The sequence below is a fragment of the Thioalkalivibrio versutus genome (assembly GCF_001020955.1).
GTDB lineage: Bacteria > Pseudomonadota > Gammaproteobacteria > Ectothiorhodospirales > Ectothiorhodospiraceae > Thioalkalivibrio > Thioalkalivibrio versutus.
Map to the genome: position 1 here is coordinate 1792863 of NZ_CP011367.1, position 20471 is coordinate 1813333.

Genomic DNA, 20471 nt, shown 5'->3' on the forward strand with positions numbered 1-20471 from the left:
ATGGACACCTCGTTAGGTGGGACGATACCCCCTGGACGAGGAGAACAACCATGGCACGCAAGCGCCGAAGTTTTTCAAGCGAATACAAGGAGCGCGTGGCCCGGATGGTGGTCGATGACGGCCTGAAGGTCTCGGTCGTATGCCGGGATCAGGATCTAGGCGAGACGGCCGTTCGCCGCTGGGTCGATCAACTCAAGGCGGAGCGCACGGGACAACCGGGCGAGGGTCGGCCGCTCACGGCGGAACAGCAACGGATCCGCCAGCTCGAGGAGGAGAACCGGCGGTTGAAGGAGGACAAGGAGCTTCTAAAAAAAGCGTCGGCCTTCTTCGCCCGGGAACTGAAGTGATGCATCGCTGCATCACGCGGTTGAGCGGAGAAGGCCCTGTCCATCGTCTTTGTCGGCTGCTGGGAGTGAGCCGGGCCGGCTATTACGCGGCGCGGGCGCGGGCCGAACATCCAAGCGTGCCCTGCGCCGCTGGCGCTCACCTCGAGCGCGTGTTCGCGGCTTCCGGGCGAACCTACGGCAGCCGGCGTCTGGCAAAAGCCTTACAGGCGGATGGCACCGTCGTGGGCCGTTACCGGGTGCGGACGCTGATGCGCGAGCGCGGCCTGCGGCCCGTCTGGCGGCGGCGCTTCGTGACCACCACGCAACGCGACGACAGGGCCCCTGTCGCCGAAAACCATCTCAACCGCGAGTTCACCCCGGCCGGACCGAACCAGGCGTGGGCGTCCGACATCACCTATATCCCAACCGCCACCGGCTGGAGCTACCTGGCGGTCATCCTCGACCTGTACTCGCGCAAGGTCATCGGTTGGGCCCTCGATCGGCAGATGCCGGCGAGCCTGACCTGCGAGGCCCTGCGCATGGCGCTGGAGCAGCGCCAACCGGAGCGGGGACTGCTGCTGCACTCCGACCAGGGCTGCCAATACACCAGCGCCGCCTGGCGGCGGTTGCTGGCCCGGCACCAGATCCAGGCGAGCATGAGTCGCCGGGGTAACTGCTGGGACAATGCCGTCGTCGAACGCTTCTTCCTGAGCCTCAAGACGGAACGCGTCTGGCAGCGCCGCTACTCGAACCACGGCGAGGCGCGGCGGGATATCGCGGACTACATCGCTCGGTTCTACAACACCGTTCGCATCCACTCGACGCTGGGCTACCTGCCTCCCAGCGTCTACGAGCAACCAACGGCAGCCAATCCACCTAACGCGGTGTCCGAAATCACTTGACCACCACAGGATGCGATCGAGTAGCATGGAAATGACACAGCGATCATCATTCCACTTAGCGCTAAATGGAATGATGATCGCTCCTCCCCTTGCGGATTCCCGGGCGGATAGAAATGACACAGCGGTCATCATTCCACTTAACCCTAAGTGGAATGATGACCGCTGTGTCATAGCAGAGATGGGGAAGTTGAGACAAGGGAAAAACCTTCCAACATTCCATTTAGCGCTAAGTGGAATGTTGGAAGTTGAGCACATTCGGGGTGGCTAGGCTACGGATGGTCCGCCGAATCCCTAAGGTGAATGATGGGTCATCATTCCAAATAGTTAATACAGTGGACAGAACCCGGGGTCAGTTCCCTTGCCCGAAATACCCAATCCGAGGCCTTAGACCTCAGCGGGGCTGTCAGCGAAAAGAAGTCGACGGTGGAGCGCAACGAAGCCATAGGCCAATGGCATCGCGTGGATTCCGCGGCCCAATTCGTATTCCGCTAACCACATCGCCCGATCGATCGTGTCCCGCGGCACATCTGGTCGGCTCCATCGTGTGGCAGCCCGCCATAGACATCGCCGCATATCCTCTATCCTTGGTTCCTTCGAGTACCGATACCACTCATACCCACTCGGAGTCATCACCGCTATGGCGTGTATCACTCGTCCGTCGTAGTCGATCCCCACCGCGGTGGACGCTTCGAGCGACCCCAATATCCATTCCGCCTCATGCCATTGCATCGATTAGCTCCTGCTGCGCCCGGACGTAATCGGCAGCAACCGACGACATAGCATCGCGGAGCACCCAATCCCCGGTCACAGCAGAGTGCACCGCAGCGGCTAGATCTCCACTGGGGCTCCCTTCCCACTCGCGCGCCACCGAGCGCAGACATACCACCAGCGCGGATTCCAGTATCTCCTTAGCTTCCGCATCAGGCATGCGGAAGCTGGTAATCTCCTGGCCGATCTCGTGGAGGGCCCGCTCCACGTACACTTCTGCTATAACCGCCGCTAACCCCCAAAGTGCGTAGGTCTCGCCGGAAACCAAGGTCGGATCAATCTCGCTGACAACGAGATCGACCCTTTGCTCGATTACTGAAGCCTCTATCAGCATCGAGGCTGACCCCGAACCCAATTTCCGCACCGTGCAACTGCAGGGCCGATAGTCCAGCCCAAGGAGTGCGCATATCCGTTGCGCGAAGATGTCAGAACTCACCCCACTGGATAGGTCATAGAGCATGTGATCGTGACTCGATGAGGCGTTGATGAAAATCGACCGGCCATCGCTCAACGCCACTCTATAGCTGCGCCACCAGCCGGCGGATGGCCCCATCCCAATAGTCGCTGGAGCTGTTTGGAACCTATATGTCTTCATATCGCTATCCCTCGTGATTGTTGGTCTCGTCCATGCCAGACGGGCAGGACGAGACCAACGTATCCGAGTAATCCTGACTGTCCATTTCTTGTCAGGTCTAGAACCCCAAGGAGACGAAAAGACTGAAGGCTCTCAGAGACCACTGTGCGCGTCAGCCGCACTACGTGAAAAACGACCTGTGCAGAATTAATCGAAATCGGGCACGGTAGTACGCGTATCAACGGTCAGCCCTAGATCCAGGGAGAAGCCGAGAAAGCCAAGGAAAGCCCAAAGATACGAAAAGGAAAGCGAAAATGGATACGAAACAAATCGACACGCTAATCACCATCCGCGACGTATGCGACATGACACGCCTGTCGCGAGCGTCGATCTATCGATTGCTCCAGCGCGATGCCTTTCCGGCTCCCCGTCGAATCAGCGCTCGGTGCGTCAGATGGCGCCTCTCCAGCATTGAACGCTGGATCGATAAGCTGCCTGCCAACCAAGATGCAGAGTGATCAGGGCACTAAAGTGTTGGGGCACGCGTGGTTGCAAACGGCGTGGGCAGGCATCACGGCGAGCACGCGTCATTCGGACGCGTGAGGCGCGCCAGAGATGCTGGGAGAGGGGCGTGAAGCTCCATCCACGTAAGCGACCCCAACTGGCTCGCTGTCCCTGGATGGCTTGGTGTTCGTGGCGTGTGAGTTGGTACCCGGTGGGCGGCCCTGGCCGACTACTCGCCCCGACAGGGCGTGGGCACACTGCGAGCCCTGCGGGGGACGTAGCCCGAGGAGGCCGCGGAGACGACGCACGAGCCGTTTCGGCAATTTATCCCAGGCTTTGCACCTGGGCCTCAGACACATACCCCAGATGGCCGACCATCGTCCGGCTATCAGTGCATCGCCATCCACCGCGCCAGTCGCTTGGTCTATCTGGCGCTCCAGAGGGCTCGCAGAGTGCCGAGGCCGCGACAGGCATTCCGAAAAAGCGGCTGTGCAACGCTCCTTGCCATATGAGCCATGCCTTGAACGAGGACCGAAAGAAATCTACTGGTCGCTTTGGCGCCGCCCGAGAGCGGAAGCCGGCGGGGAGCATCCCTGCGACCGGCTGTGTGCCGAGAACGACATCGACCGCCGTCTGATCCGCCCCCAAGGGGCCCCAGACCAACGGTATGGTCGTAAGCTTCAACCGCCGCATCACCGACCTGCTGCTGACGCGCCCCTTTCACTTGGGTCAGTGCTTCAGGGGTGAAAGAGGAAGCCCCGGCCACGCAGGACTTAGAACCGCTATCCGATAGCGCGGAGCAGAGTCACTACGACTGCTTGGATCTGGTGACAACTACGCTGACCGATAGGAACCTGCGGGAAAGGGCAAAGAGGCATTGCGAATACAGGGCGGCCGTGGATCTGCCCGCAGCCCGGTCGAGCACGTACCCCCCGTTTGGCGCCACGGGTATGCCTCTTGCGCTCGGCCGACCCCGGTTTCGTATATGGCCAGGGTCTGTTTTGTCTATGTGTCCAGCACTTCGGCCGTGTCGTCTGCGAGGTGGTCCAGCAGAATCTACAAGTCGGACGGGGCGTCTATGCCGATTTTTACCTGTTGGCCCTGTTTTCGTGCCTCGGGAAGCGTAGGGCCCAAAAAAGAAAGCCCCGCCAGTAATTTACCGGCGGGGCCTACCGTTCCTAAGAATGGCACACAGGATGGTATATACGGCGTTTTTTGCCCTATAACTTCCTGATTTTCTGGGGTGTTTGGTGGAGCGGAGGAGGATCGAACTCCCGACCTTCGCATTGCGAACGCGACGCTCTCCCAGCTGAGCTACCGCCCCAAACAGGACGCGCATTCTAGCAACTCCACCGGGTGGCGGGAAGCCCCGCCCGCACAAGATTCGCGAGACGCCCCGCCGTGCCTCGGGATCACCTTTTCGCGCCGCACGTCACGGAACTTGGGCCTGGACCCGGTCTAGCATTAGGGCATGTCCGTCACCCACCTCCAACGACCCGGGGCGACCGACCCCAGCCTCTGGCTCGCGGGTCTGGCCACACGACGGCCCGCTGCTCGCTCGATATACTGTCCGACATGAGTTTGTCCGTTCGCATCCTTGGCGCCAGTGGCGGGATTGGCCCGGGCCGGCGTACCACATCCATCCTCATCGATAACGACATCCTTATCGACGCGGGCAGTGGCGTGGGCGATCTGACCCTGGAGGAGCTGCGGCGCATTCGCCATGTCTTCCTGACCCACTCGCACCTGGACCATATCGCCTTCCTCCCGATGCTGGCGGACATGGTCTACAGCCCGGATGCCCCGCCCGTCCACGTTCACGGCCTCCCGGCAACACTCAAGGCCCTGTGCGATCACGTCTTCAACTGGGTGATCTGGCCGGACTTCACCCGTCTGCCACGGCCCGATCAGCCCTTGATCCGCCTGGAGTCGCTGCAACCCGGTCACAGCATCGCGGTGGAACATCGCGAGATCCAGGTGCTGCCCGCCCGCCATACCGTGCCCGCGGTCGGCTACAGCGTCACCAACAGCGACGGGGCCGCCTTCGCCTTCAGCGGCGACACCACCTCCTCGCACCTGCTCTGGCCCGCGCTGAACGCCCTGCCCCACCTCGATCTGCTGATGATCGAGACCGGCCTCCCAGACGAGATGGAGGGCATGGCGGACCTGGCCAAGCACTACACCCCGCAGCACCTGGGCGAGGACCTGGCGCAACTGCAGCACCGCCCGCGCATTGCCATTACCCATCTCAAGCCCGGCCACGAACAGGCCATCCGCCAGCAGCTCGCCCGCTCGCCGCACCACGACGGCATGATTTTCCTGCACGGCGACGAACGCTTCGAACTCGGCGCCCACCCTTAGCGGCTACTCATCGCTCGTCATCCACGGCGATCGGTCGCGAGCCGCCCGAACACGCCACAGGCTGGTTGCCACCGCACCACCTCCCGTTCACACGCCTGTAACATCCCTGTTATCTAATGCGGACCAGGTAATCACGAGACGGGGCCATGGCCACTCGAATTCTGCTGGTGGAAGATGATGCAGCGATCCGCGAGATGCTGCAGGTGCCGTTCCAGAAGGCGGGCTACGAGGTCCGCGAGGCGGGAGATGTCCGCTCGGCAAAATCCCTCCTGCTGGAAGACCCGCCGGATCTGATCCTGCTGGACTGGATGCTGCCGGACATCAGCGGCATCGACTGGGCGCGTACGCTCAAGACCAGCCCCGTCACCAAGGACATCCCGCTGATCATGCTGACTGCCCGCGGCGAGGAAGAAGACCGCGTGCGCGGCCTGGATGTCGGCGCCGACGACTACGTAACCAAACCGTTCTCGCCGCGCGAGCTGGTCGCGCGCATGAAGGCCGTGCTGCGCCGCACCTCGCCCACCACCAGCGAGGAACCGATCGAGATCGAGGGCCTGCGTCTGGATCCCGTCTCGCATCGCATCACCGGCAACGGCGCGGCCATCAGCATGGGCCCGACCGAGTACAACTTGCTGCACTTCTTCATGACCCATCAGGATCGGGTGTTCAGCCGCGAACAGCTGCTGGACAAGGTCTGGGGCACCAACGTCTATGTGGAGGAACGCACGGTGGATGTTCACATCCGCCGCCTGCGCAAGGCGCTGGCCGACACCGGGCATGACCACCTGGTGCAAACCGTGCGTGGTTCAGGGTACCGTTTCTCGCAACTTCCCTGACCTTCGGCGGTCCCCGTGCAGCCCCGCAAGACCTGGCCCGACATCCTCATTACCAGCCTGCTGATCGCGCTGCCGCTCCTGGCGCTTGGCTGGGCCACCGGCCAGTTCTGGCCCACCCTGGCGTTTCTGCTTGGGGCTGCACTGGCCTGGAACATCGCCAACCTGCTGTGGCTGGAGACCTGGCTGCGCCGGGGCGGCCGTGCCGACCCACCGGACGTGCGCGGCCTGTGGGGCGTGATCTTCGACCACCTCTACCGCCGCCGCAGACGCCACGAGAACCGCGTGCATCGGTTGCGCCAGCTGCTGGAGCGCTACCGGGACTCGGCGAAGGCCATGCCCGACGCGGTAGTGGTCCTGAACGATGACCTGCGCATCGAGTGGCTGAACGACATGTCCTGCCAGCTGCTCGGGCTCCACTGGCCGCGCGACGAGGGCCAGCGCATTACCCATCTCCTGCGCCACCCGGAGTTCCTGACGTTCATGGAACGTGCCCGCGAGTCCCTCGCGCGGGTGACCGTGCCCTCCCCCCTGGACAGCGAACGCCAACTGGAGATGCGCATGCTCCCCTATGGCGACGCGCAGTACCTGCTGCTGGCCCGGGACACCACCCACCTGCACCGCCTGGAGGTCATGCGCCGCGACTTCATCGCCAACGTCTCGCACGAGCTGCGCACGCCGCTGACCGTACTCTACGGCGTCACCGAGAGCCTGGAAGACGAACTGGAGGACCAACCTCAGCTCGCGCGTTCGGTCCAGATGCTGCGCGAACAGTCCGAGCGCATGAAACTGCTGGTGGACGACCTGCTGCTGCTCTCACGCCTGGAGACCGGTGAAACCACCGGCCCGCAGGACTGGTTCAACCCGTTCCCACTATTCCAGAAGCTGACGGACGAGGCACGCATCCTTTCCGGCACGGAAGCGCACGCGATCGTGCTGGACGCCGACCCCAAACTGGAGTTCCAGGGCAACCCGGACGAACTGCGCTCGGCCTGCGCCAACCTGCTGTTCAATGCCGTGAAGTACACCCCTGGCGGGACCACCATCACCCTGCGCTGGCGGGTCGACGACGACGGCGCACGCCTGAGCGTCGAGGACACCGGGCCCGGCATCGCCAGCCATCACCTCGGGCGCCTGACCGAACGTTTCTATCGCGTGGATGCCGGACGCACCCAGTCGCGCGGCGGGACAGGCCTGGGCCTGGCCATCGTCAAGCACGTCCTCGCCCGCCACGAAGGCCACCTCGCCATCGAGAGCCAGGTCGGCCGCGGCAGCCGCTTCACCTGCCTGTTCCCCCTGGCCCGTATCCGCCGCGCCGAACCATCCGGCCCCTCCAACTAACGTCATTGCGAGGGCCCGCAGGGCCCGTGGCAATCGTCCGCAAACGCCCCGAACCCATGGGCCTTTCGGACCGATTTTCGCGTCGCTTCGCTCCTCGCAATGACCTATACCAATACCCGTCATTGCAAACGCAACGAAGTAATCACCCCCCACGAACCCGGCCCCATCCCTACCGGGCCAGATGTCACGCGGCTGTCACATGCGCGTCACGCAACTGCAAGCACCGCTCCCGATAATTCGTCATCAAGGACCGAGCCACTCGGCCTTGAAAACCTCAAGCAAGCCCAAGGGAGTACACCCATGTTGTTGAAGCGAAGCATCCTCGCGCTGGCCACGGCCACAGCCCTCGCCATCGCCCCGCTGACCGCCGCGGCTGAAGTCGATGCCGACATCCCGGCCTACGAGACGGTCTCCGGCATCTCCGGCAACCTGTCGAGCATCGGTTCCGACACCCTGAACAACCTCATGACCCTGTGGGCGGAAGAATTCCAGGGCTTCTACCCGAACGTGAACGTCCAGATCCAGGGTGCCGGCACCTCCACCGCCCCGCCCGCCCTGACCGAAGGCACAGCCGACTTCGGCCCGATGTCGCGCATGCCGCGTGACAGCGAACATGCCGAGTTCGAACAGCGCCACGGCTACGAGATGACCGCCGTGCCGGTCGCCATCGACACCATCGCCGTGTTCGTGAACCGCGACAACCCGATCGAAGGCATGAGCATCGATCAGGTCGACGCGGTCTTCTCCTCCACCCGCCGCTGCGGCGGTGCCGAGGACATCACCCGCTGGGGCCAGCTCGGGCTGGAAGGCTCGTGGGCCAACCGTGACATCACCCTGTACAGCCGTAACGCCGTCTCCGGCACCTACGGCTACTTCCGCCAGCACGCCCTGTGCGATGGTGACTTCAAGAACGCCATCAACGAACAGCCGGGTTCCGCCTCGGTGGTTCAGGGCGTCTCCGAGTCCCTGAACGGCATCGGGTACTCCGGCATCGGATACTCCACCTCGGGTGTGCGCGCCATCCCGCTGGGCACCGAAGAAGGCAACTACTTCGAGCCGAACGGCGAGAACGCCGCCTCCGGTGACTACCCGCTGGCCCGCTTCCTCTACGTGATGGTCAACAAGCACCCGGAAGACGGCCTGACCCCGCGCGCCGCCGAGTTCCTGAAGATGGTGCTGTCGAAGGAAGGCCAGGAAGTCGTGGTGCGTGATGGCTTCATCCCGCTGCCGGCCACGGTCGCCGAGCGCGAGCGCAAGAACCTCGGTCTGGAATAAACCGGGCGCAGTACCCGCGCCCAGGGAATGGGTGCAAAGGCCGGGACCCAAGGGTTCCGGCCTTTTTTGTGTGTTGCGCGCAGGCCTTCCTCGCCCACCGGTCAACCAGCCGTCACATGGATGTCACGTCCCTGTCACATAGCGGCCGTAGCATCACGCCCCGACATCCAATGGTTTTGCACGCCCTTCGCGGCGGCTCTCAGGGGAACTTCATGTCCACCGCCACCATCGCCCCGCGTCTCGCCGGTTTCCAGCGCTGGCGCCGCACCAAGGATCGCTCCGCGCGCTACATGATCGGGTTTTTCGGGATCGCCGTGGTCGGTGCCCTCACCCTCATGTTCGTCTACCTCCTGAGCGAAACCCTGCCGATGTTCCAGGGCGCCAAGCTCGACCCCCTGACCGAGTACGACGCCCCCGGCGGCGCCGATACCCGCACCGTGCACCTGGCGGTGAATCGCCACCGCGAAATGGCCGTGCGCATCACCGACGACCGGCGTGCCGTGTTCTTCCGCCCGAATACCGGCGAAATCGTGCGCGAACAGACCTTGCCGATTCCCGATGACGTCCGGGTCACCAGTTTCACCGCGGCCGAGCCGCGCACCCGCCTGGTGGCGCTTGGCCTCGACAACGGGCAGGTCCTCGCCATCGAGTACGAATACAACGAGCGCTTCACCCCCGAGGGCCGCGAATATGACCCACGCGTGGTCTACCCGCTGGGTGACGAAGACTCCGCACTGCTGGATATCGACGGCGATGGCCCCGCCATCAGCGTGGTCGGGATCCAGCGCGGTTCCAGTGGCATTCGTGTCGCCGCCACCACGGAAGACGGCCGCATCCGCCTGGTCCAGTTCGAGGAGACCACCTCGATGATGACCGGCGAAACCCAGGTGCGCCGCAGTGCCTACGACATGCCCGCCCTGCCGGAAGGCAGCACGGCCACCCGCATCCTCCTCGACATCACCGGCCGCATCATGCTCGTGGGCGACGACCAGGGGCGCCTGCACTCTTACGACATCCGTCGTCCGGCCAGCGCGACCCTGGAAGACAGCAAGCGCGTCATTCGCGGAGACGAGGCCGAAGTCACCTCGCTCGAATACCTCCTGGGCACGGTGTCGATCGTCGTGGGCGGATCGGACGGATCGGTCACCCAGTACATGCTGGTGCGCGACGCCGACAACGTGAACCGCATCACCCGCGTGCGCGAATTCCCCGCGCACGCCGGGCCGGTCACCAACATCCAGCCCGAATACATCCGCAAGGGCTTCCTGACCGCCGACGAAACCGGCCAGATCAAGATCCACTACCCCACCTCGCAGCGCACCCTGGTGGAACGCCAGATTACCGATCAGGCGCTGCATCGAGTGTACGTGGACCCGCGCAACCGCCTGCTGATCGCGATCGACGAGGCCGAGAACTGGCACCTGCAGCGCCTGGAGAACCGTCATCCGGAGGTCTCCTTCCACGTGCTGTGGCAGAAGGTCTGGTACGAGGGGCGCTCGGGTGGCGACTACGTCTGGCAGTCCTCCTCGGCCACCGACGAGTTCGAACCCAAGTTCTCGCTGATCCCCCTGACCATCGGCACCATCAAGGCCGCCTTCTACGCCATGCTGTTCGCCACCCCGCTGGCGATCATGGGGGCGATCTACAGCGCCTACTTCATGTCGGCGCGCATGCGCACGCTCACCAAGCCGTCGATCGAGCTGATGGAGGCGCTGCCCACGGTCATCCTCGGCTTCCTCGCGGGGCTGTGGCTGGCTCCGTTCATCGAGGCGAACCTGCCCGCCGTCGCGAGCATCCTGATTCTGCTGCCGCTGTCCATGCTGCTGATGGCCTTCGTCTGGACCCGTGTGCTCCCCGAGCAGGTCCGCGCATTCATACCGGCGGGCTGGGAGGCCGCAATCCTGATCCCGGTGATCCTGCTGGTGGGCTGGTTCGCGGTGACGCTGAGCCCCCTGATCGAGATCTGGATGTTCGGCGGCGACGCGCGCCAGTGGCTGACCGACAACGGCATCACCTACGACCAGCGCAACGCCCTCGTGATCGGCATCGCCATGGGCTTCGCGGTGATCCCGACCATCTACTCGATTTCCGAGGATGCCGTGTTCAACGTGCCCAAGCACCTGACCCAGGGCTCGCTGGCGCTGGGGGCCACCCCGTGGCAGACGGTGGTACGCGTCGTCCTGCTGACCGCCAGCCCCGGCATCTTCTCGGCCGTCATGATCGGCTTCGGGCGCGCCGTCGGCGAGACCATGATCGTGCTGATGGCGACCGGGAACTCGCCGGTGGTCAATTTCAACATCTTCGAGGGCATGCGCACGCTCTCCGCCAACATCGCGGTCGAGATGCCCGAGGCCGCGGTCGGCGGCAGCCACTTCCGCATCCTGTTCCTCGCCGCACTGGTGCTGTTCGCGCTCACGTTCTTCGTGAACACGGTCGCCGAGATCGTGCGCCAGCGCCTGCGCAACAAGTACGCCTCCCTTTAAAACGCATTCCAGACAGGTCTCGATCCGATGAATAAATGGTTCAAATCCGGCACCCCCTGGATCTGGCTGAATGCGGGCGCGGTGGCCACCTCGCTGGTGATGGTCTTCGGGCTGATCCTGATGATTGCGGTCAACGGCCTGTCGTTCTTCTGGCCGTCCAACGTGGCCCAGTTCGAATACCAGACGGCGCAGCAAAGCGAGCCTACCCAGGTCATGGGCGAGTTCCAGCGCTCCGAGACAATGACCGCCCAGGCCATGCGCGACGCCGGCTTCGACGTGCCCGAAGGCCAGGAAATCGTGGTGCGGCACCTGGTCAAGCGCGGCAATCGTGACCTCGACTCGCGAGACTTCCGCTGGTATCTGGACGACTTCATGGGCGAGCGCGAGATGCCTCGCGATGCGGTGGTGCTGGAACGCCTGCAGTGGGGCAACTTCTACGGCTTTGTTCGCGAGTTCCGCGTCGACGGCGAGGCCGTGGCCACCGGCAACGAGGCCCGCGTGCGTTTCGAGGCGGTTATCCCCGAGACCCGCGGCCTGGTCCGCCAGATCGAACGCATCGAACGCGTGGACATCGGCGCGATCAATTTCCAGATCGAGCAGATTCGCATTGCCCTGCGCGGTATCGAGCGTGCCACCGAGCTGTCGATCGAGGAGCGCGCCGAGCGCGAGGCCGAACTGCAGGCCGAACGCGCGGAACTCGAGGAGCAGTACGCGGAGCTGGAAAACGAGCGTAACGAGCTGCGCAACGAACTGCGCCGCTACGCCATCCTGATGGAGACCGCCGACGGCGCCGAATCCGTGATCGCACTGGCGGATGTCGTGAACGCCTGGTGGCCGAACGACATGAGCATCCCGCAGAAGCTCGGGCACTACGTGCACACCTTCTGGGAGTTCATAACCGGCTATCCGCGCGAGGCCAACACCGAAGGCGGCATCCTGCCGGCGATCTTCGGGACCGTGCTGATGGTCCTGATCATGTCGATCGTCGTAACCCCGTTCGGCGTGCTGGCCGCGATCTACCTGCGCGAGTACGCGAAGCAGGGCCCGCTGGTGCGCATCATCCGCATCTCGGTGAACAACCTCGCGGGCGTCCCCTCCATCGTGTTCGGTGTATTCGGCCTCGGGTTCTTCGTCTACCTGGTCGGCGGCAACATCGACCAGATGTTCTTCCGCGACGCCCTGCCCTCGCCCACCTTCGGCTCGCCGGCGATCATCTGGGCCTCGCTCACGCTCGCGCTGTTGACCCTGCCGGTGGTAATCGTCTCCACCGAGGAAGGCCTGACCCGCATCGGCGCCAGCATCCGCCACGGCTCGCTGGCCCTGGGCGCGACCAAGGCCGAGACCCTGTGGCGCCTGATCGTGCCGCTTTCGGCGCCGGCGATGATGACCGGGCTGATCCTGGCCGTCGCGCGCGCGGCCGGCGAGGTGGCCCCGCTGATGCTGGTCGGGGTGGTCAAACTGGCCCCCAGCCTGCCGGTGGACGGCAACTTCCCGTACCTGCACCTGGATCGCGCCTTCATGCACCTGGGCTTCCACATCTACGACGTCGGCTTTCAGAGCCCGAACGTCGAGGCCGGCCGGCCGCTGGTCTACGCGACCGCCCTGATCCTGGTGATGCTGATCATCGTGCTCAACCTGACCGCGATCTCGATCCGCAACTACCTGCGCGAGAAGTACCGCGCCGACAGTGACTGAGATACGACATGCACAACGTCTCTCGCATACATCGTCATTGCGAGGCCCCGCAGGGGCCATGGCAATCGGCTTCCGGTACCCCACACGCCGGAGGCACCCAAACCGATTGCCACGTCGCTGCGCGCCTCGCAATGACGGTGCTTTTCCGCCCCCTCGCGGTGCCGGGATGCGTCGAACCCCATTCCCCATGGAGTACCCGAAATGAGTGACACCCAGACCCACGCCGTCAACGTGGCCCAGAACAACCAGGCACCGCGCGGCCTGAGCCTCGACCGCGAGGACATCTGCCTCACCGCGGAAGACCTCAAGCTCTATTACGGCGAGGACCAGGCGCTCAAGGGCATCGACATCCGCATCCCGAAGAACCGCATCACCGCGTTCATCGGACCGTCCGGTTGCGGCAAGTCCACGTTCCTGCGCTGTTTCAACCGCATGAACGACCTGATCGATTCCGTACGCATCGAGGGCACCATCCGCCTGGACGGCGCGGACATCAACGACAAGTCCGTGGATGTCCCCGAGTTGCGCCGCCGAGTGGGCATGGTGTTCCAGAAGCCGAACCCGTTCCCCAAGTCGATCTACGAGAACGTGGCCTACGGGCTGCGCCTGCAGGGCGTGAAGAACCGCCGCAAGCTGGACGAGGTGGTGGAGAAGTCGCTCAAGCGCGCCGCGCTGTGGGATGAGGTGAAAGACCGCCTGCACGAGAACGCCTTCGGCCTGTCCGGCGGCCAGCAGCAGCGCCTGGTCATCGCCCGCGCCATCGCGATCGACCCCGAAGTCCTGCTGCTGGACGAGCCCTGCTCGGCGCTGGATCCGCTGGCCACGCTGAAGATCGAGGAGTTGATGATCGAGCTGAAGAAGGACTACACGCTGGTCATCGTCACCCACAACATGCAGCAGGCCGCGCGCGTCTCCGACTACACCGCCTTCATGTACATGGGCGAGCTGATCGAATACGCGGATACCGACACCCTGTTCACCTCGCCTGCCAAGAAGCAGACCGAGGACTACATCACCGGCCGCTTCGGCTAGGGAGACACTGATGAATCCACACCTCCGCGTTGGTGCCCCATTTTGTGCGAGAGCAAGCGCTACAAACAGGCCGACAAGGCCCTTGCCGGTACCAACACTCTGGAAATGGGGCAACAACCCCGTATGTCCTCACTTAGAGGTCGGGGCTCGGCCGCTTTTGCCCGCTGCCAGCGTTGCGGCTCCCTTGTGCAGAGTCACTGCACGGCAGTCACCGCGCCTTGTCAGCGGGCAAAACCGACTCGAGCGCGGACGCGTACATTCATCAGTGTCTCCCTAGGAAAACACCATGGACAAGAGCTTCTTCAAACAACACATCTCGCAGCAGTTCAACGCCGAGCTGGAAGACATCATCAAGCAGGTGATGGCCATGGGCGGCCTGGTCGAGCAGCAGCTCGCCGATGCCGTCCACGCGATGGTCGAGGGCGATGCCGAACTCGCCGAGAAGGTCATGACCTCCGACTACGAGGTCAACGCCAAGGAGGTCGAGATCGACGAGGAGTGCACCCACATCCTCGCCCGGCGCCAGCCGACCGCCTCCGACCTGCGGCTGGTGATCGCGGTCATCAAGACCATCACCGACCTGGAACGCATGGGCGACGAGGCCGAGCGGGTCGGCCGCATGGGCCTGCACCTGCTGGATGAAGACCGCAACAGCGCCCCGATGTCGGATATCGCCAGCATGGGCGAACATGTCCGCGAGATGACCCGCGGGGCCCTGGATGCCTTCGCCCGTATGGACGTGGAACAGGCCGTGCGCGTCGCCCAGCTCGATATCCAGATCGACAGCCTGTACGAAACCGTCACCCACAAACTGATGCGGCAGATGACCGCCGCCCCGGACTCCGTCCCGCGCCTGATGGACATCGTCTGGGCCACCCGCTCCCTGGAACGTATCGGCGACCGCGCGCGCAACATCTGCGAATACGTCGTCTATTTCGTCAAGGGCAAGGACGTGCGCCACACCAGCTACGAGCAAATGGCCGAGCAGGCCACCGGGGACCGCCACTGACCCCGGCGACTCGACTCTGCCCGCGCGCGGGAGCCCCGATTCTGCTGCCCCCGTGCGCGGGTGTTTGCGTGGTTCGGCGATCCCCGCTTGAATGGGGCCATGTGGATTACCCGCTCACGCCCTCGACCATTTCCGCTTCCCGCCTGGCTGTTCGTGGGCGGCCTCATTGTCATGCTGGCCATGCCCAGCCTGCACGCGGGACCCGTGACCTCCCCTGCCCCGCTGCCCCCGGGCGAACCCTCCGCGGCCGTCCTCGAACTCCTGGAACGCGACAAGCTTCCCGAAGGCGTGGTCTTCGAGATCATCGAGAACGACCGCGCAGCGCTATCCGCGCTTCTTCCCGAGATTCGGGCCAGTGTCGCCCGCCTGCGCGAACGCGACCCCGACTACCCCGTGGCCGTCGTCTCCCACGGTGCGGAACAATTCACCCTGACGCGCCGCGAGGCGACGCAGCACCCCAGCCTGCACGACGAGGTGGAGGCCCTGGTCCGCGAAGAAGGTGTGAACGTGGCAGTCTGCGGCACCTTTGCCGGCTGGCGCGGCCTGGACGCGGAGGTATTTGCCGACTTCGTCGAGGTCGCCGACCGCGCCCCGGACCGCCTCGATGACTATCGCGAACTGGGCTTCGAAGTGATCCGCCTGCGCCCGTCACTACTCGACGCGCCCCCGGAAGACCCTTGGGAGTTCGACTTCGGCACCCCCTGAGCTTGCCGATTCACAAAGATACGCGTCACGAAGACGCAAAGACGGTCGAGAGCCTGTAACCATGGAGGTCACGGCCGGACACCGACAACGGCAGGATGGTTAACGGGATCGGAGCTTTGATGCGGGCTGAGCAGCACGGATCGGTGCGCCAATACCCTTTTCTGCGCACCCTTGGACCCCTTCACGCCGCGCCCTCTGTATACGCCGTGGTAAGACCGCCCTTGACCTTCTTCGTGCCTTCATGCGGTTTGTGGAAAAGCGCTCTCCTGATTAGCAACGAGCGTCCGCCAGGCTCAAGGCCCGTGCGGGCCCGGGTCTCCAGGCGCCTCCTACATCGTCATCCGGGAAACCGCGCAGCGGTTATCCGGGATCTCCACGGTATGAGTGACGCGTACGTTGGGGCTGGAACGGCGTGAGGAGATCCCGGCTCTCCGCTGCGCTACGGCCGGGATGACGGGGAGGGGGCACTACGACCGGGATCACAATCAGGGTGAGCTCCGCCCGGGATGACAGGGCAGGGGTAAGGGCCCCGGGAGGGTGACACTCCCAGGAAGGCCTGGATCAAAGTGGCCCGGGGTGGGCCATGCACGTCCCCAAATGGGTCCCGCCACTGGCTGACGATCGTTGCTAATCAGGAGCGCTCTTGGGTTTGAGGGTGGAACTAACGCCTCCATCGCTCGAGATGCTGTAACGGTGTCGGGCTCCTGTGGCATCCTTTCGCCATGAGATTCCTGATTCGCACCTTCTTCCGTGGCGTCCGCCTGATTCTGACCCCGTTCATGCTGATCGGTGAGCGCGTCTCGCGCCCACGCGGCATCGAACGGGACCCGGCCGACCAAGCCCGAATCGACGAACAGACGCAACGCCTTGCCCTGTATCACTTCCCGGCGTGCCCGTTCTGCATCAAGGCCCGCCGCGCGATGCAGCGCCTGTCGCTGGATATCGAACTGCGCAACGCCCAGGCCACCGGCCCCTGGCGCGAGGAACTGCAGAACGAGGGCGGCCGCCTGCAGGTGCCCTGCCTGCGAATCGAGGAAGAAGACGGCTCGGTGCGCTGGCTATACGAATCCGATGCCATCATCCGCTACCTGCGCGAGCGCTTCGATCCGGCACAGACGACCGATCCGACCCCTGCGCCCAACAGTCCGCCGCGTTCCTGATGTCGAATTGGCTTCCGAAGGGTCTGTCCATGCACCATCGCCTCCACCGTTCCCTGCTCGGCGCCACGCTCGGGCTGGCCCTGCCCTTCACGGTCGCCAGCGCCGAGCCGCCGATCTTCGATGCCCACCTGCACTATCGCCCGGCGGTGGCCGAAATCTTTGGCATCAGCGACGTGGGCCGCACCCTGGCCTCCAATGACGTGCGCAGCGCCATCGTCATGTCGACCGAAGGCGGCTTGATTCGTCGCCTGCAAGCGGGCTCGGATACCCGCATCGTGCCGTTTCTGGAAGTCTCCCACCGCCTGGGCAAGAAGATGGACTGGATGCACGTCGAGGACCTGGGCGCCCGCATTGCCGACATGCTGGACGAATCCGACGTGGCCTGGCGCGGGCTGGGCGAGTTTCACATCCTGGCAGACGACCGCTTCGGACCCGGCTTCGAACAGTTGCTGGACCTGGCCGTCGCCCGCGATCTGACCATCATGATCCACGGCGACCCGGCCGTGATCGATCATGCCTACGCCACCCACCCCGAGGTGCGCATCCTCTGGGCCCACGCCGGCAGCTACGCCTACCCGCCCCTGGTGCAGGACTACCTCGAGCGCCACCCGCGCATGAACATGGACCTGTCCATGCGCAACCCGCGCATCAACCCCGGTGGTCAGATCGACGACGACTGGTTCGAGCTGTTCCTCACCCATCCGGATCGCTTCATGATCGGCGTGGACACCTTCACCACCACGCGCTGGGAACAGTACACCCACCTGAAAGACGAGACCCGCGCCTGGCTCGACCAGCTGCCCGACAACGTCGCCCGCGCCATTGCCTTCGAAAACGGCGAACGCCTCTTTCCCGCTCAGTAAGGGCCTTTAGTCACCACGAAGGCCACAAGGCACGAAGACGGGCAAAAGCCCTGAACCACAGAGGTCACAGATAACGGCAAGGACAGTGACGAAGGATCACGATCGAACTGTGGTCTGACGTCGCACGGCCATCATCCGACCTGATCCTTCCCAGCCCTTCCCCCAGTCCTCTGTGTCCTCCGTGGTCCAATCGCCCTCCTGATTAGCAACGATCGTCAGCCAGTGGCGGGGCCCATTTGGGGAGGTGCATGGCCCTCCCCGGGCCACTTTGATCCAGGCCTTCCTGGGAGTGTCACCCTCCCGGGGCGCTTACCCCTGCCCTGTCATCCCGGGCGGAGCTCACCCTGATTGTGATGCCAGTCGTCGTCATCCCGGCCGTAGCGCAGCGCAGAGCCGGGAACTCCACACGCCGTTCTAGCCCCAACGTACGGGTCACTCATACCGTGGAGATCCCGGATAACCGCTGCGCGGTTTCCGGGAGGACGATGTAGGAGGCGCCTGGAGACCCGGGCCCGCACGGGCCTTGAGCCTGGCTGACGCTCGGTGCTAATCAGGATCGCCCTTGACCTGGCTTCCTCGTCTGCCCTTTTCCCCACACGCATGAAAAAGCCCGCGCTCCCCGAACAGGGAGGCGGGCTCGATACCATCGGGTCGAGTATCAGACCTTGAACTGACCCACGCGCTCCTGCTGCTGGGAGGCGAGCTTGGACAGCTCCTCCGAGGCATTGCGGATCTGCTCGGAGCCCGCCGCGGTCTGGTCCAGCACCTCGGTGATGTTGGCCACGTTGCGGTTGATCTCCTCGGCCACGGTGGACTGCTCCTCGGCGGCGCTGGCGATCTGCGTGTTCATGTCGCTGATGCGGGTCACCGACTGGGTAATCGCGTTCAGCGATTCGCCGGCGAGGTTCACCTGCTCGACACTCTCGTGGGCCTTGGAACGCCCATCTTCCATCGCCTGCACCGCCTCGCGCGTACCGCTCTGGACCCGCTCGATCATCTGCTGGATCTCGTGCGTCGAATCCTGCGTCCGGCTGGCCAGGGTACGCACCTCGTCGGCCACCACGGCGAAGCCGCGGCCCTGCTCGCCAGCGCGGGCCGCCTCGATCGCGGCATTCAGCGCCAGCAGGTTGGTCTGGTCGGCAATATCGCCGATCACCTCGAGGACCTTGTTGATCTGCTCGGCATCCTGCGACAGGCGGGTGACGACCTCGGCCGCATTGTCGACCTGCCTGGACAGGCCGTTGATCGCGGTGACCGTCTTCTGCACCACCTGCTGACCGGCCACGGCGTCCTGGTCCGTGGCCTGGGCGGCCGCCGCCGCATCCGCGGCATTGCGGGCGACTTACTGCACGGTGGCGGTCATCTCGTTCATCGCGGTGGCGACCTGGTCGGTCTCCGCCTTCTGGCGGCGCACCTGCTCGTTGGTCTCCTCGCTGGTCGCGGACAGCTCGTTGGACGCGGCAGCGACCTGATCGGAACCCGCCGCCACTTGCTGAATCAACACGCGAATCTTCTCGACAAAGCGGTTGAACACCACCGCCAGATCGCCCAGCTCGTTCCGGCCGGACACCTCCAGCTGACGCGTCAGGTCACCCTCGCCACTGGCGATGTCGTCCAGACGCTCCACCGTCTGGCACAGCGGGCGCACGATGCTGCGGGTCAGGAACCAGGCCAGCAGCACGCCCAGAACCACCGCAATCACGCCGACCATGACCACCGTGCCGGTGGCGTTGCGGGTCATGGTCACGTAGGCGCTGCGGTCCACCATCAGTTCCAGCACACCCACCGCATCGCCGGAGAAATCACGCACCGGCCGGGCGATCACCGCCATCGGCTCGCCCTGGTAGGTCACGTTGCGCACCAGGCGCTCGCCCTGGAGCACTTCGCGCATCTCGGCCGCATTGAAGGTCGCTTCGCCTTCGATGGTCCCGCCAAAGCGGTTGAACCGTCCCTCATCGCGCAGGTAGAGCGCGACCGGTGCACCCAGTTCCTCGGTGAACTGCTCGAAGAAGGGGTCGCCGAAGGACAGCCCGAACTCCACCGAACCCACGTGCTCTCCGTTGTGAGCGATGGGGACCACGCCGCGGATACCCAGGCCGGCCACGCCCTCTTCCAGGCCCGAGATCGGGGCGCGGCGGTCGTTGGTGTCGACGACCGTCTGGCGAAAACCGGACAGGTCATCGCCATAACGATCCGGGCGATGCACGCGCAGGAAGGAGGTCGCCGGCGGCGTGTGGAACTGATACTGGCGCACGCCGTAATCGGCGCTCAGGGACTCGAAGCTCGGCACCGTCAGTGCGGCCAACCGATCGCGATCCCCATTGGCCATGGCCTCCTGCACATCCGGGATGCGGGCCACGGTCTCCGCCATCGCGGTCGCGCGCGCCGACTCCTGGTCCAGCCGATCCAGCAACTGGCCAGCCAAGTCGTTCAGCTCCCGCTGCTCCGCCCTGTCCGCCATCGTACCCAGGGCATTCATCACCACGACCAGGGTCAGCACCACGGCGAGGACCACCACGCCGATGATGCCCACCATGAGCCGTACGCCAATTCGAATATTGTTGAACATGTCGGTGCGTCCTTCGGTCTGCCGGTCAGCGCCAGCTCGCAAAATAATGGGCCGTTCGTCCTCCCTAGCGG

General features: G+C 64.4%; 14 protein-coding genes, 1 tRNA gene and 1 pseudogene. 13 read left to right on the forward strand and 3 right to left on the reverse strand.

Features of this window, described 5'->3' with window-relative positions:
* Positions 1-50: 50 nt before the first annotated feature.
* Positions 51-1228 (forward strand): IS3 family transposase gene (locus tag TVD_RS14250; RefSeq protein ID WP_156167534.1). Its coding sequence is split into 2 segments (ribosomal slippage): positions 51-318 and positions 318-1228, totalling 1179 coding nucleotides; the frame shifts between segments, so codons are not numbered across the junction.
* 715 nt (positions 1229-1943) lie between these two features.
* On the opposite strand, the gene TVD_RS08320 is transcribed toward TVD_RS14250, so the two are convergent.
* A complete protein-coding gene (locus TVD_RS08320) occupies positions 1944-2330 on the reverse strand; it encodes a hypothetical protein (protein ID WP_047251946.1) in 387 nt (128 codons plus the stop codon).
* 554 nt (positions 2331-2884) lie between these two features.
* Between TVD_RS08320 and TVD_RS08325 the strand changes: the two genes are divergently transcribed.
* Positions 2885-3088 carry a helix-turn-helix transcriptional regulator gene (locus TVD_RS08325; protein ID WP_018176572.1) on the forward strand — a complete coding sequence of 68 codons (204 nt, stop codon included), beginning with the start codon at positions 2885-2887 and terminating at the stop codon, positions 3086-3088.
* A gap of 1234 nt (positions 3089-4322) precedes the next feature.
* On the opposite strand, the gene TVD_RS08330 is transcribed toward TVD_RS08325, so the two are convergent.
* Positions 4323-4398 (reverse strand) — tRNA-Ala (locus TVD_RS08330).
* Positions 4399-4649: 251 nt separating this feature from the next.
* Here TVD_RS08330 and TVD_RS08335 point away from each other — a divergent pair.
* The 11 genes from TVD_RS08335 (at position 4650) to TVD_RS08385 (ending at position 17831) form a co-directional block, all read left to right on the forward strand.
* On the forward strand, positions 4650-5435 hold the full coding sequence (locus TVD_RS08335) for a 3',5'-cyclic-nucleotide phosphodiesterase (protein WP_018176571.1): 786 nt from the start codon (positions 4650-4652) through the stop codon (positions 5433-5435).
* A 146-nt stretch (positions 5436-5581) separates the two neighbouring features.
* On the forward strand, positions 5582-6271 hold the full coding sequence (gene phoB / locus TVD_RS08340; RefSeq protein WP_018145420.1) for a phosphate regulon transcriptional regulator PhoB: 690 nt from the start codon (positions 5582-5584) through the stop codon (positions 6269-6271).
* A gap of 15 nt (positions 6272-6286) precedes the next feature.
* Positions 6287-7609 carry a phosphate regulon sensor histidine kinase PhoR gene (gene phoR / locus TVD_RS08345; RefSeq protein WP_047251345.1) on the forward strand — a complete coding sequence of 441 codons (1323 nt, stop codon included), beginning with the start codon at positions 6287-6289 and terminating at the stop codon, positions 7607-7609.
* Between the two features lie 300 nt (positions 7610-7909).
* Positions 7910-8884 (forward strand): PstS family phosphate ABC transporter substrate-binding protein, encoded by a 975-nt coding sequence (locus TVD_RS08350; RefSeq protein ID WP_018145418.1) that lies wholly within the window; start codon positions 7910-7912, stop codon positions 8882-8884.
* 212 nt (positions 8885-9096) lie between these two features.
* Complete coding sequence (locus TVD_RS08355) at positions 9097-11367, forward strand: ABC transporter permease subunit (protein WP_047251346.1); 2271 nt, start codon at positions 9097-9099, stop codon at positions 11365-11367.
* A 27-nt stretch (positions 11368-11394) separates the two neighbouring features.
* Positions 11395-13062, forward strand: a complete 1668-nt coding sequence (gene pstA / locus TVD_RS08360) for a phosphate ABC transporter permease PstA (protein ID WP_047251347.1) — start codon at positions 11395-11397, stop codon at positions 13060-13062.
* 201 nt (positions 13063-13263) lie between these two features.
* The gene (pstB, locus tag TVD_RS08365; RefSeq protein ID WP_019568776.1) at positions 13264-14094 is read left to right on the forward strand and encodes a phosphate ABC transporter ATP-binding protein PstB; all 831 of its coding nucleotides are present in this window, start codon (positions 13264-13266) and stop codon (positions 14092-14094) included.
* Positions 14095-14380: 286 nt separating this feature from the next.
* Positions 14381-15103 (forward strand): phosphate signaling complex protein PhoU, encoded by a 723-nt coding sequence (gene phoU / locus TVD_RS08370; protein WP_018145414.1) that lies wholly within the window; start codon positions 14381-14383, stop codon positions 15101-15103.
* 99 nt (positions 15104-15202) lie between these two features.
* A complete protein-coding gene (locus TVD_RS08375) occupies positions 15203-15808 on the forward strand; it encodes a DsrE family protein (protein WP_047251348.1) in 606 nt (201 codons plus the stop codon).
* A gap of 722 nt (positions 15809-16530) precedes the next feature.
* On the forward strand, positions 16531-16968 hold the full coding sequence (locus TVD_RS08380) for a glutathione S-transferase N-terminal domain-containing protein (protein WP_018145412.1): 438 nt from the start codon (positions 16531-16533) through the stop codon (positions 16966-16968).
* A gap of 29 nt (positions 16969-16997) precedes the next feature.
* On the forward strand, positions 16998-17831 hold the full coding sequence (locus TVD_RS08385; RefSeq protein ID WP_047251349.1) for an amidohydrolase family protein: 834 nt from the start codon (positions 16998-17000) through the stop codon (positions 17829-17831).
* A 658-nt stretch (positions 17832-18489) separates the two neighbouring features.
* Here the strand turns inward: TVD_RS08385 and TVD_RS08390 are convergent.
* Positions 18490-20400, reverse strand: a pseudogene (locus tag TVD_RS08390) (methyl-accepting chemotaxis protein).
* Between the last annotated feature and the right edge of the window lie 71 nt (positions 20401-20471).